This is a genomic window from Microvirga massiliensis (assembly GCF_001006805.1).
Classification (GTDB): Bacteria; Pseudomonadota; Alphaproteobacteria; order Rhizobiales; family Beijerinckiaceae; genus Microvirga; species Microvirga massiliensis.
Genome location: NZ_LN811378.1, coordinates 6,324 through 17,228 on the forward strand (window position 1 = coordinate 6,324; position 10,905 = coordinate 17,228).

The 10,905-nt window shown below is 61.4% G+C and carries 17 protein-coding genes and 2 pseudogenes; 12 read left to right on the plus strand and 7 right to left on the minus strand.

The genetic code is table 11. From position 1 onward, the window contains the following. The coding region (locus BN1233_RS41625; protein ID WP_197094663.1) for a hypothetical protein at positions 1-684 on the plus strand (684 nt) is incomplete at its 5' end. Between the two features lie 31 nt (positions 685-715). Next, a complete protein-coding gene (locus BN1233_RS41630) occupies positions 716-928 on the plus strand; it encodes a hypothetical protein (RefSeq protein ID WP_046869568.1) in 213 nt (70 codons plus the stop codon). A 59-nt stretch (positions 929-987) separates the two neighbouring features. Here BN1233_RS41630 and BN1233_RS48100 read toward each other — a convergent pair whose 3' ends face one another. Beyond that, positions 988-1,347 (minus strand): hypothetical protein, encoded by a 360-nt coding sequence (locus BN1233_RS48100; RefSeq protein ID WP_147707856.1) that lies wholly within the window; start codon positions 1,345-1,347, stop codon positions 988-990. A gap of 110 nt (positions 1,348-1,457) precedes the next feature. On the opposite strand from BN1233_RS48100, the gene BN1233_RS41640 reads away from it, so the two are divergent. The 7 genes from BN1233_RS41640 to BN1233_RS41660 all read left to right on the plus strand — a co-directional run bounded on the left by BN1233_RS41640 (position 1,458) and on the right by BN1233_RS41660 (position 3,808). Further along, positions 1,458-1,664, plus strand: a complete 207-nt coding sequence (locus BN1233_RS41640; protein ID WP_046869570.1) for a hypothetical protein — start codon at positions 1,458-1,460, stop codon at positions 1,662-1,664. 187 nt (positions 1,665-1,851) lie between these two features. Continuing rightward, positions 1,852-2,040 (plus strand): hypothetical protein, encoded by a 189-nt coding sequence (locus tag BN1233_RS41645; protein ID WP_046869571.1) that lies wholly within the window; start codon positions 1,852-1,854, stop codon positions 2,038-2,040. Positions 2,041-2,177: 137 nt separating this feature from the next. Then, on the plus strand, positions 2,178-2,336 hold the full coding sequence (locus BN1233_RS48105) for a hypothetical protein (RefSeq protein WP_154678364.1): 159 nt from the start codon (positions 2,178-2,180) through the stop codon (positions 2,334-2,336). Positions 2,337-2,382: 46 nt separating this feature from the next. Next, positions 2,383-2,673, plus strand: coding sequence for a hypothetical protein (locus BN1233_RS41650; protein WP_048710496.1), 291 nt, complete (start codon positions 2,383-2,385; stop codon positions 2,671-2,673). A 464-nt stretch (positions 2,674-3,137) separates the two neighbouring features. Further along, positions 3,138-3,401 (plus strand): hypothetical protein, encoded by a 264-nt coding sequence (locus BN1233_RS41655; protein ID WP_046869572.1) that lies wholly within the window; start codon positions 3,138-3,140, stop codon positions 3,399-3,401. Between the two features lie 6 nt (positions 3,402-3,407). Further along, a complete protein-coding gene (locus tag BN1233_RS48110) occupies positions 3,408-3,548 on the plus strand; it encodes a hypothetical protein (RefSeq protein ID WP_154678365.1) in 141 nt (46 codons plus the stop codon). 38 nt (positions 3,549-3,586) lie between these two features. Then, a complete protein-coding gene (locus BN1233_RS41660; protein ID WP_197094662.1) occupies positions 3,587-3,808 on the plus strand; it encodes a hypothetical protein in 222 nt (73 codons plus the stop codon). Positions 3,809-4,157: 349 nt separating this feature from the next. On the opposite strand, the gene BN1233_RS41665 is transcribed toward BN1233_RS41660, so the two are convergent. Further along, positions 4,158-4,439 carry a hypothetical protein gene (locus BN1233_RS41665; protein ID WP_147707857.1) on the minus strand — a complete coding sequence of 94 codons (282 nt, stop codon included), beginning with the start codon at positions 4,437-4,439 and terminating at the stop codon, positions 4,158-4,160. Between the two features lie 310 nt (positions 4,440-4,749). On the opposite strand from BN1233_RS41665, the gene BN1233_RS41670 reads away from it, so the two are divergent. Beyond that, positions 4,750-5,055: a hypothetical protein gene (locus BN1233_RS41670; protein WP_046869574.1), complete on the plus strand. Its 306-nt coding sequence runs from the start codon at positions 4,750-4,752 to the stop codon at positions 5,053-5,055. A gap of 295 nt (positions 5,056-5,350) precedes the next feature. On the opposite strand, the gene BN1233_RS41675 is transcribed toward BN1233_RS41670, so the two are convergent. Then, positions 5,351-5,620, minus strand: coding sequence for a hypothetical protein (locus tag BN1233_RS41675; RefSeq protein WP_046869575.1), 270 nt, complete (start codon positions 5,618-5,620; stop codon positions 5,351-5,353). A gap of 181 nt (positions 5,621-5,801) precedes the next feature. Between BN1233_RS41675 and BN1233_RS41680 the strand changes: the two genes are divergently transcribed. Beyond that, positions 5,802-6,278: a hypothetical protein gene (locus tag BN1233_RS41680; RefSeq protein WP_046869576.1), complete on the plus strand. Its 477-nt coding sequence runs from the start codon at positions 5,802-5,804 to the stop codon at positions 6,276-6,278. Between the two features lie 183 nt (positions 6,279-6,461). Here the strand turns inward: BN1233_RS41680 and BN1233_RS41685 are convergent, their stop codons facing one another. The 4 genes and pseudogenes from BN1233_RS41685 to BN1233_RS41700 all read right to left on the minus strand — a co-directional run bounded on the left by BN1233_RS41685 (position 6,462) and on the right by BN1233_RS41700 (position 9,872). Then, positions 6,462-6,893, minus strand: a complete 432-nt coding sequence (locus BN1233_RS41685; protein WP_046869577.1) for a hypothetical protein — start codon at positions 6,891-6,893, stop codon at positions 6,462-6,464. A gap of 233 nt (positions 6,894-7,126) precedes the next feature. Beyond that, a complete protein-coding gene (locus BN1233_RS41690; RefSeq protein WP_052764148.1) occupies positions 7,127-7,309 on the minus strand; it encodes a hypothetical protein in 183 nt (60 codons plus the stop codon). A gap of 62 nt (positions 7,310-7,371) precedes the next feature. Then, positions 7,372-8,340 carry an ABC transporter substrate-binding protein gene (locus BN1233_RS41695; RefSeq protein ID WP_046869578.1) on the minus strand — a complete coding sequence of 323 codons (969 nt, stop codon included), beginning with the start codon at positions 8,338-8,340 and terminating at the stop codon, positions 7,372-7,374. A 508-nt stretch (positions 8,341-8,848) separates the two neighbouring features. Next, positions 8,849-9,872, minus strand: a pseudogene (locus BN1233_RS41700) (IS110 family RNA-guided transposase). Between the two features lie 199 nt (positions 9,873-10,071). On the opposite strand from BN1233_RS41700, the pseudogene BN1233_RS41705 reads away from it, so the two are divergent. After that, positions 10,072-10,905: pseudogene (locus tag BN1233_RS41705) on the plus strand (transposase); the annotation flags it as partial.

The window sequence follows — 10,905 nt, forward strand, 5'->3', positions numbered from 1 at the left end:
GGAGAAATTATGACCGCCACGGCATCCGCGCACCTCATCTGGGTCGATGAGACTGGCACCGGTTATCTCGAGGCAATCGATTCCGAAGGCACCTGGAGGATCGGGCCCGTCGTCGAGGGAAACAGCGCCCCGATCGGCTTTCACCTTGCGGGCTGGAGCGAGGATACCCACGCGTCCCTGATGGAGGCACTCCGGAGAACCGAGGAGGGATCCCGGGAACGAGCCCGGCTTCGCAACATCCTCTCGATTGCGGGTCGTGATCAGGGGCGTGCCGCAACCCAAGTGGATGCCAGGGCCGCGATCGACGTCCTGCGGCATGGCGACCTCACGATGTCCACCGAGGACGTACTCGTCCAAGCCAAATTCTCGCTGTCCTCTGCACAGGACGGCGAGCGACAATACCGATCCTTCAACCGGAAATCCCCGAACGGTGCCTTCAGCCTGTTTGTGTCCGAGACCACGATCCAACTCCGGCACGATCGCCGCGGCTCGCGGTTCTCGGATCCATTGCTCACGCTCTCGCTCAGCCACCCGACTTACGACGGCAAGGGAACCGTCTGGTTCTTCTGGCCCGAGCGCGTCGAACAGCATTTCCTCACGCTCGCCATCCAGGCGGCGGTCAAAGTTGCCGACGGCTATCTCGCCTCCGGCCGCAACCAGACGCGGCGCCGGCGCGCGGCCTAACGGCTCTCGGAAACAGGCGCATGGATTGGGCATGACGAAATTCAAGGTTTTCTATGGCCCAGAGGGCCGCCACATAGGGGCACTCGTCTTCGATGCGGGATCGGAAAACAGTGCCCTGCGCATGGGCCGCAGCTGGTTGCACGACACCCATCCCTTCGATACGACCTGGAAGGTTCTCTGGGCCACCGAGATCGGTCCGGACACTCCCGAAGGAGCCTGCGCACAGCAAGCGCGATCCCCATAGCCTGCCCGAGCACGAGACCTCGTCTCTCGGGCCGCAATAACTCTCGGATGTCAATCCTCCTAAATCGGGAAAAAATACCCATGAAAAATCAGACGCTCGCAACCCTCCTCGCCGGACTTCTCGCATTTTCGGGGACCGAAGCCCTTGCCCGGAATCTCTTCGTCGGCGACTGGGGAGCCGATGGCGACTTCTGCAAGAACAACGAGCAGTGCTGGATCGAAATCGAGAAACCCGGCAAAGCCAACAAATACACCCTGAAATTCGTCGTCGCCGATCGCTTCGACGGCAGCAAGGTCCGCTGCTCGGCGGAAGCGACCGCCGAAAAATCCTCCAGAGGGAATTTCCTCGCCGGTGAATTTACCAAGACGGGACAGCCCTTCCGGGTCTTTCCGTGGAAAGGTGGGCGGATCGAAATGCATGCCGTCGGATCGTCGCCATGCGTTTTGTCGTTGACGATCAACGGCCTCTACACCGCGATCGGTAACTGAGCCGGCCGAAGGTAATCTTCACGATCCTTGGAGGCACGTAAATGAACGTAACGTTTCGGGACAACGATACAGGGCAGGAGTGGATCGAGGATGTCGAGATACCGCCTCGCCCCGGCGACCATGTGGTGCTGGATCGGGCCCCAAAGGGGCTCAATCACATAGTCCGTCAGATCACCCACCGCATCGGCGGCGGTGAGCAGCGCGTCACCATTCGGATCGACCGAGTAACGTCCCTCGACAACGGCTAGACCGCCTGGCCTTCGAACCAGGAGGTGGCTACCACGGCTTCCTCATGCTGGTGCGCGGCGGCGGTGAAAGCAGAACCGCGAGGGGAAGCGCCTGCGGGCATCCGGGAACCGGCCCTGCGTTGAGCTGGAGTAGCGTCAGCCCGCGCACCAGCATGAGGAAATAGGTCCTCATCGAACGAGAGAGACTATGGACGCGAACGAAGTAAAGGCCCTCCGGGACCAGATGGGCGTCGGGATGCAGGAGGCGAAGCGGATCCTGCAAGGCCGCGATCTGCTCGCCCGGACCGATAAGGCCAAGACTGTCGTCGACCTGAAGCCGATCCTCGAACTGATCATCAAGACGCTCTACCCCTATCCTCAGCGAGGCAGAGGCTAACCGATGGATAAGAAGGTGATACTCGCTCTGCGGCTGTCTGTACGACGGTCGCTCGAGAAACTCCGCACGTCCGTCACCAAGCGGTGACATCGACTGCGGGCGCGGGATCGAACCGCGAGCTATAGAGAGGGCGACCGATGACACCCGATGAATGGGTGCAAGAGGAAATCAAGAGGATCGAGGCGTTCCGCGAGAAATGGCGCAAGGAAAATCTCAAGGATGCTGAAATGTATCCTTCTGAGATGGACCCCGGCGAATGGGATGAGCAATACCGCTGTTGGACGCATGAAGAGTGAGGGTGGAGGGCGCGCTGCTCGAACGCGGAAAAATAGCGAGGGACCGATGACGGACGCAAAGGTAGACGATCAGATTACTCAAGACGGAATGAGCGACGAAGAGATCGTCCGTCAGGCGAATGACTTGGCGAGACAGCTCTACGCTTTGCGGGGTTACTCGGTGCGTGAGGGATATAGGTTCGACCGGGCAACGCACCCGCATGAGCGTGAAGCATGGGCGGCTGCCGTGCTGGCCTTCGAGATCCTGCGGCAGACCGATGTCGAGGATGCTCTCGCCAACTCGGACGATCCGAGCGACGACGCGGTGATGACGGCGGGCGGCTGGCGGGTGATCTGATGGCGAAGGGCGTGGGCGTCGACCGTGGTTGAAAAGATTGCGAAATCCGATCCCGCCACATGGTTTGCGCTCGGAGCGGGGTGGATGTATTTCGCGCTCTGGCTGACCGCCAAAACCCGCCGATATAGGAACGAGCGTGGAAAGCGAATATGGCCTCAGTATTAGGCAACTGCCCTTATTGCTTCAGCAACTGGGTCCAAGGTGGCAGCGGTCAATACGTGTGCCGCGATTGTGACTACGAATGGGAAGACGAGCCCGAAGACAACGAGTGAGGAAGCAGGCTTGGCACTCACGCGCCCATGGCAAAGCAAAGACTCGTGATGAAGCTGCACAACAAATTTCATGTTGAAGGGTGGATCGCAGTCCCGCTCGTCGGGTGGCTCATAGTCGCGGGAATCCGGAAGACCATCGAGCTCCTATGGCCGTTCTAATGCGCTGTGGACCTATGGGCAGCGTCTTTACCAATGGAGAGGGTTGAGTTTTACGGAATGAATACGGCGACACCCCCTGAGAAGGCCATAAATCAAAAGACGAGAGAGAATGAGCGACTGCTCAAACTCTTCGCCAAGGTCGAGCGCAAGCACGACACGGCGATGAAATCCCGGCTCCGCGCCTCGTGGCGGCCTGGCACCGAGACGGCCCGCCGGGAGATAGACCGGTCTGAAAAGGCCGAGGAAGAGATGTTCGCGGCGCTCGCCGAGATCCGCCGAAGCGTCCTGGGAGAGTAGAGTAAGATGACGCGCGTGGTTCGCACCGAAGACGGCACTTACGAGGTGCTCGATGACGAGGGCAATACCCTTAAGGGCGGCTTCCAGGACGAGGAAGCAGCCTGGGGTTGGTGGGACGAGTACGAAGAAGAAGAACTCACGGCATGACGGAGGCGAACTCCCTCGACCTGAAGGAGGAGGAAGCATTGCCGATCGAGCTTAAGAGAACCGATCGCGGCTTTGTCATAGGCGAGTTCACCGACCGCTATGGGGCCAAGTGCTCGATTCAAGACAGCAGTCTTGCCGGAGAGGCTTGCATCTGGCTTGGCACCGAAAACCGGATGCACCTAACTCAGGGCATGGCGGCGGCCCTGATCCCGCTCCTGCAACGCTTCGTTGCGCATGGTGATTTGCGCCCGTTCCCGTGATGCAGAGCGCGTGGAATTTTAAATCGGCGATTACGAACCCGGAAATCGCCGTATAACCACAGGAATGGGCGAGCCGAACGTGAGCAAATCAACCAGGGACGGTCTGATCTTCGTGGCTATGATGTGCGTGCTCGGTGCCATGGGCGCCATCGTTAACGCAGTCATCCTGACACACTGAGCCTGCATTCACCGGATAACCTGGCAATCCAGCTCAGCGGCATGATCTTAATCGATCAGTGGCTGGCCTGGGAACGAATGCAGGCCGCTCGGATTTCCGCCCCAGCGGCCGCGACAATCGTGACTGTAAATTTGAAGTTTGCGATTTCGCTCTAGATTACGCTTCTAATCTCTAATCGCCTTCATAGCTAGCGCCAGTGGCTCCACCCTGCGTATTGCCGCCACTGCTACCGGCACCGCCGTTCGGTTGGCCGTCTGTGCCCTTTGACGTCGAGACCACCGTGCCATCGCTGAGCGTAGTATGCACTGTCGTATCCCTGACCGTTCTGGTGCCCTTGGTACTTTGGATGGTTATTTCAGGACCGCCACCCTGCGTCGTGTTCGGTGCGTTCTGCGCCAGCGTTGGGCTGGCGGAGATCATGGTGAAAAGAGCGATCGAGAGAAAGCGTCTCATGTTCGAATACTCCATGGTTTCCGGCAGGCGCACTTTCAGGCACAAGCAAGCTTCGTGTCATACCCAATCGCTTGAGTACTCATCGGATCCTCGGTCGTGTCCCGAGTGGCTGCCGATTTCGCTGCCGTAGTCGACAATCCCCCGATTGCCGGACTTCCAGTAGAAATAGCGCTGCACACGCCCAGGAAGCGTGCCTGATCACACATAGCGAACTCACCATCGCTCAAGCTCGGGAATGGGCGGCTTAACGTCAGTTTCGCTTTACAGCTAACGCTATCGATGCCTCGAAACCGTATCGAGGCAAAATCCCATGGACAACACGCTCTACGCGCTCTCCTTCACCTCCGAGCAGAGCGACCTCTCGGTTCGCGCACTGAACTTCATCCACGGCGTGGAGAAGTATGCGGACGAACGCCCGAAGATCGACAAGGTCATTGAGCTGGTCCGCGACACACAGGGCCCGGTGTCCCTGACCCACTCCCAGATCTACATCCTCGACGTCGCCTACTTGGCCCTGCAGGGCGAGATCGAGGAGCTCGCAGGCTGGAAGGCCAGCGCGGATCTGCGCCGCCAGTTCGATGAGTTGCACACCCTCATCGACGCACCGTTCAATTGAGCATCCGCCGCGCGGCCCCAGACCGCTAGCCGCTCACCGTCGGTCTGCCCTGGTCGGAGGGATTATCCGGGCAAAATCACTGAGTGCGGAACGGGTCGTACCTCGCGTCAGCCGGTGCTCCTGTGTCGCTCGGACAACAGAGGCCCGGACAGCGGCGACGCGCTCGGGCCCTCTCGGCCTCAGCCCCTCGCCAGAGAAGCCTAAAGAGAACCCGCCGTGAGGGCGGGCTTTCTAGTGTTTGCGTGAGCAAACCCTGCGAGATGTCTGACCGGAAACGGCTTATCAGGTCAAAACGTCACCGCTTGCTACGTTTGCCTGCCGACTTCGCCATCATCTTCTGCATCGCCGCCTCAGCTTGCGCCCTGGCTTCTGCATCATGGGTGAGATTACGGACCTCTGAGGGCTCACTCTCATCCTGTAGGCCATCCTTGCGGGCCCGCCACTGCTTTGCCTGGGCGGCTGTTCTGGCGGCGTTCGCGAGCCTTTCGAGCTTGTCGAGCTGGGGAGCCCCGACTTGCCCTCTGTTCTCGGCCTGCTCCTCGTCTTCGTCCGGTGATCTCGCCATATGGTCGGTTTCCCTTACGAGCACTCTCTGATCGTGATCCCCTAGTAGGGCTCAGCCCCCAGACGGGCAATGCCGGATTTCGTTGCCACTCCCGGGTCGTGAGTGTCCTTTCCGAAGGGACGGGCTTTTCCAACAAAGTTGAGGCGACCTGAATCACCTCGAAATCCCGAAAAGGACGCCAATGTCGACCAGCGTGAAGATCGTTCTCACCGCGACCGGCCCCGCCCGGTTCGTCGACAGCCTCTGGGCGGACCACAACAATGTCCTCCATCTCGTGCGGAAGTCGGATGACATGATCGAATTGTTCTTCACCGAACACTCGGACAGCATCGGCGAGATCGTCGCCGCCTATCCCGAGCTGACCATCACCTCCCTGGAATATCTCGACGGACCGGATTCATCCGGAACCCTCCTGAGCGTTCTGTCCGAGCGCCCGGCTGAGAACCCCATCGAAGCAGCGGCTCCTGCCAGGAAGCAGTACGATACGCCCTTCATCCCGCGGAAGCTTTGGTTCAAGCAGCAGCGCAAGGCTGGCCTGCTTCCGCCCCGTCAGCGCAAGACGGCCGACGTGGTCGACATGAAGCCGAAGCGCTCGGCCAAGCAGCTCGCCGCGATCCGCGGATACTACGCCCGCAGGAACGCCAAGAAGGCCGCCTGATCGGTCGCCTTATCGTTAAGCCCGTCGACCGGCGGGTTTTTTCGTGGCTGCCGGACCAGGGCCTGTTCGCGCCTGAGACAGTCAGTGGCGGACGCGGCGGCGAGCCCGGGCAATCCAGCGCCGAACAGCAGCGCAAGGCGATATTTCCTGGAGTTACGGAGCGTCCCGTGAGCCTCCCCGATCTCAGCTGGGTTCGATGAACAGGGTGAGGCTGCCCGACGCCCAAGTCCACACGTAGGTGCCGGGCGTCACGCCGAGCGAGGCGAAGGTCGCGTTCGCGAACATCATGCCGTTGTTCAGCAGGGAGGCGCCCGAGACGTAGCCCTGCGGAACGCCCAGCTGACCATTGCCAGGAAGGACCGAGACTGGGTCGCCCATGGGATTCTCCGCGAGGATTTGACCTCCCGGTCCGAAGCTGCTCGGGCCCGTGACGCCCGAGTAGAAGTCGGACGCGCCTTTGACCAGGATGATCCCGGTAGAAGGCCCAATAAACCCCTCGGGGTAATTGCCGGTCCTCCCAAAACTCAGGCCCGTGAGGTTGATGGACCCGCTGCCCTCGAGGATGACGTTCGGGCCGCTCTGCTGCATGGTGAAGGTGTAGGCTGCCTGTGTCATGCCCGCTCTCCACCGCGGCGGCCCTTGCCCTGCGCCCGCCGGGCGCCTCTTGCACGATAATCCGCACGTTGGCGCGCGCAAGACGGATTCGGTTACGACCACAGCGTGCGAACAGCGCGCCGGTCAGGCGCCAACAGGCTCTAAACCGAGTCAATTTCGGGGAACCGTAGTTTCTCTTCGTTGGGATCGAGTTCGTCCTTGATCCAGAGGCGATGCCGAACTCATACCAGCGGTCATAACGATTGTCCGACGTGAGCCCAATCGCGCATGCCGATGGAGGTGATGATTTCTGGTTTGCCGAGGATGTTCATCCACGCTTGGCAGGAGGCGTCGATGATGGCGTTGTAGGTCTCGAAGACGCGATTTGAGAGCCAGTTGCCGCGTAGGTACTGCCAGAGGTTCTCGACGGGGTTCAACTCGGGGGGCGTGAGGGCAAATTAGATCGCTGCGACAACTCCCCCAATGAACTCACGCCGTCTCACTCGATCACATCGTTGGCGTGAACAACCAGCGATGACGCGATAGTGAGGCCGATCTCTTTTGCGGTCTTCAGGTTAATGGCCAGCGCAAGTTTTGTGGGCTGATGAATCGGGTGATTGGCTGGACTGGCTCCGCCCAGTATTTCGACGATCTGGCGTCCCAGTTGCCGCATGACGTCGTCGAGACGCGGTCCATATCCCAGCAATCCACCCTCGTGCGCAGTCTCCGGCCACTGGTAAATGTCGGGGATGTGCAGTGCGGCGGTCTTCCGGATGATGACGTGGCGGTAGGCGTGCAGCAGCGGAGAGGCGAGGACGTTGAGCGCGGCAGCTGCCTCGGCTTTCGCCATGTCGATCGCGGGGCCGATCTCTTCGCCCTTTTCAACGCGGTGGACCAGAAGGATGACGCCCCGGCTTCGCGCGGCTTCGGCGAGGGCTTGAAGCCGTTGAGGACCCGTGGTCCGTGTATCGGCCAGCACCGAGATTCGAGGCGCGCCTGGAATGAATTCGATCAGCAGTTCCTGACGTTTGCCGTCGAGGTCCGATGCGAGCAGGCTGATGCCCGTCGTATTGCCTCCCGGTTGCGCCAGGGAGCGGGCCAGGCCTTCACCGACCATGTCGTCGGTGATGGCAACGATCGGGACGCTCGTCGTCGCTGCTTGGGCTGCACGGGTTGCCTCGGGACCGGCGGTAACGATGGCGTTGGGGCTGGTTCGGACCAGCTCCAGGGCGGCAGCCGCAAGCTGCTGGTATCCGGCATTCCGATCACGCCGATCGATGGTGAGATTTCGACCTTCGATGAACCCGTGCCGGCGCAGCTCGTCGAGCACCGGATCGACTGGCGCAAGCTGGCCGGGGGAGAGGAAACCGATCCGATAAGTGCGAGATGCCGCCTGTCCAGCCGCGCGCCATGGAGCGGCCAAAGCCAGCGCGCCACTGGCAAACCCAATGAATTCCCGCCTTCTCATAAGCTTTTCTCGCGCCTTGCGCAGCATATCTGCCCCGCTTCACCACCGAAAGCGCCGCTCACGTCGCATTCTGACATAATTGGCGGTTTCGTGCCTCAATGCCACACCGCCGGTCAGTGGCAGTGCTAGCGAGACCTATAATTGCCCTAGGGGCTTGATTTCTCCGCACACGCACTCGCAGAACCAGCGAGGGTCGGTGTGCTGACGGTGATACGGGGGCCTCCCTTTGGAAAGTTCCGGGTTGGGTCGAGGCTGTCGTCTAATCGCTCGTTGGAATGCAAGGCCTTTTCTGATGCCGAGGCTGTGGTTTGCCGGGAGCAGTGTCGTCTTCGCGGTCGAGACAATGTCGCCGCGTGATGGGCCTACGCGGGGGAACCTTCCAAGGTGTGGAACGCACGCTGCGGGCCTGCTGGCGCGTCGGTGCAACAGCCTAGGCGGAATGGTTCATCCACGTCCCGGCAGGGACGCCTCAGCACGCCTCAGGGCAGGCGCATCCGAACTCTCCGGATCAGGCGGCGCCAACCACCCGGGTGAACGGCTCGCCGGATTTGAGCATGGCGTGCATGATGACGGCCAGCTTGCGAGCCACGGCCACAGCTGCGCGCTTGAAGCCAACCCTCTCTCTCAACATCAGCCCCCATTGGCGCAGATCGCTTTTGGCGTGAATGCGTGTCAGGATTACGGTTGCGGCCTCATAGAGCAGGCCTCTCAGATGAGCCTCGCCGCGCCGAGAGATGTGGCCGTCATAGTCGACCTCACCGGACTGATAGCGCCGGGTCGTCAGGCCGAGCCAAGCGCCGACCGAGCGCGACTTGCTGAAGTTTGCAGGATCCTCAATAGCGGCCGTGAACGAGGTGGCGGTAATCGCGCCTACCCCGGGGATCGACATCAGCCGCTGACAGGCCTCATGCTGCCGCGCGTTCGCGAGAAGCTGTCGCCCCAGGATGGCGGCACGGCTGCGCACGCTGCGCCAAGCCTCCAGCACCGGTAGGATGATCCCAGCGAGTTCCTCCTGACCGGCCAGCAGGCGCTGGACTTCGGCTTCGAACGTGCCGCCTTTGCCGCGTGGCACGACCAACCCAAACGTCCTCATGAGCCCTCGGATCTGGTTGGACAGCTCGGTCGTGATCTGGATCAATCTGGCCCGCGCGGCCACCCGCGTGCGGATCAGCATGCTGTCATATCCCTTCACCCGCACCTCGCGGTAGAAGCCGACCTCGGCCAGATGGGCCAAGCCATCGGCATCGTTGGCGTCGGTTTTGTTGGGCGCCATGTCGAGGGCGGCCTTGGCATGGCGAGCATCGATGCAGATCGCCGGCAGCCCTTCAGCGCTCAGCGCATGATAGAACCACACCGACAAAGGACCGGTCTCGAACACCACCCGCTGAGCCGCAGGCGCACGCTTGCGCAGGACCTCGGCGATCAGGTTGGGATCCGAGGGGCATTTGCCCGCGCCAGATCCTCTTGCCGTCCCGCCGCACGGAAATCGCTGTCTCTTTCAACGACACGTCAAGGCCGATATACTCACCCATGGTTGTTCTCCATTCGATGCTTGGGCCCGGCGTCCAGTCGAGAGCCCGTATCTCCATCTTATCGGGGAACAACCACCCGCACTTCCATGCAATACTCATCTGGCCTGAGGGCGACTCGCTCCGCGATTACCCAATGTGTGAAAACGGGTTGATTTGGTAGAGTGAAGCCGACCAGCGGGGGCGGGGGACGAAGCGATTTGTGGAAGGCGAGGATCGCCGGCCATCGACACTGCTTCCCGATTGCCTTGAGGATTACGTCGCCGAGGACAATCCGGTTCGTGTCATCGAGGTGTTCGTGGACGAACTTGATCTCGGTGCAGTGGGCTTTGAAGGCGTTTCGCCGGCGTCGATCGGCCGGCCCGGCTATCACCCTTCCACGCTCCTGAAGATCTACCTGTACGGCTATCTCAATCGCATCCCGTCGAGCCGCCGGTGAGAGCGCGAGACGCAGCGCAACATCGAGCTGATGTGGCTGACCGGCCGCTTGAGGCCGGACTTCAAGACGATCGCGGACTTCCGGCGCGACAACGGACCGGCGATCCGCGCGGCCTGTGCGCAGTTCGTCGTCCTGTGCCGCCAGCTCAACCTGTTCACCCGGGCGGTCGTCGCCCGCAACGGGAGCAAGTTCAAGGCCGTCGACACCCGCGACAAGAACTTCACCGTGGCCAAGGTCGCCAAGCGCATCGAGCAGGTGGAGGCCAGCATCGCGCGCTACCTCGCAGCCTTGGACCGCGCCGACCACCAGGACGACGACGTGGCCGAAGCCAAGACCGTGCGCCTCACGGAGAAGATCGCGGGGCTGCGCCGGCAGATGCAGTCGTTGAAGGAGATGGGCGAACAGGTCGAGGCTTCGCCCGACCAGCAGATCTCGCTGACCGATCCGGATGCGCGATGGCGACCAGCGGCAAGGGCACGGGCATTGTCGGCTACAATGTCCAGATGGTCGTCGACGCCGAGCACCATCTGATCGTCGCGCATGAGGTGACCCATATCGGCAGCGACCGGGCGCAACTGACCGAGATGGGGCAAAGGG

Bases quoted from the DNA above. Each gene is read 5' to 3' on its own strand.
- BN1233_RS41640 (WP_046869570.1), top strand. From the start codon at position 1,458: ATGAACGTAACGTTTCGGGACAACGATACAGGGCAGGAGTGGATCGAG.
- BN1233_RS41630 (WP_046869568.1), top strand. From the start codon at position 716: ATGACGAAATTCAAGGTTTTCTATGGCCCAGAGGGCCGCCACATAGGG.
- BN1233_RS41670 (WP_046869574.1), top strand. From the start codon at position 4,750: ATGGACAACACGCTCTACGCGCTCTCCTTCACCTCCGAGCAGAGCGAC.
- BN1233_RS41695 (WP_046869578.1), bottom strand. From the start codon at position 8,340: ATGAGAAGGCGGGAATTCATTGGGTTTGCCAGTGGCGCGCTGGCTTTG.
- BN1233_RS48110 (WP_154678365.1), top strand. From the start codon at position 3,408: ATGACGCGCGTGGTTCGCACCGAAGACGGCACTTACGAGGTGCTCGAT.
- BN1233_RS41650 (WP_048710496.1), top strand. From the start codon at position 2,383: ATGACGGACGCAAAGGTAGACGATCAGATTACTCAAGACGGAATGAGC.
- BN1233_RS41665 (WP_147707857.1), bottom strand. From the start codon at position 4,439: ATGAGACGCTTTCTCTCGATCGCTCTTTTCACCATGATCTCCGCCAGC.
- BN1233_RS41680 (WP_046869576.1), top strand. From the start codon at position 5,802: ATGTCGACCAGCGTGAAGATCGTTCTCACCGCGACCGGCCCCGCCCGG.
- BN1233_RS41675 (WP_046869575.1), bottom strand. From the start codon at position 5,620: ATGGCGAGATCACCGGACGAAGACGAGGAGCAGGCCGAGAACAGAGGG.
- BN1233_RS48100 (WP_147707856.1), bottom strand. From the start codon at position 1,347: ATGCATTTCGATCCGCCCACCTTTCCACGGAAAGACCCGGAAGGGCTG.
- BN1233_RS41645 (WP_046869571.1), top strand. From the start codon at position 1,852: ATGGACGCGAACGAAGTAAAGGCCCTCCGGGACCAGATGGGCGTCGGG.
- BN1233_RS41685 (WP_046869577.1), bottom strand. From the start codon at position 6,893: ATGACACAGGCAGCCTACACCTTCACCATGCAGCAGAGCGGCCCGAAC.
- BN1233_RS41655 (WP_046869572.1), top strand. From the start codon at position 3,138: ATGGAGAGGGTTGAGTTTTACGGAATGAATACGGCGACACCCCCTGAG.
- BN1233_RS48105 (WP_154678364.1), top strand. From the start codon at position 2,178: ATGACACCCGATGAATGGGTGCAAGAGGAAATCAAGAGGATCGAGGCG.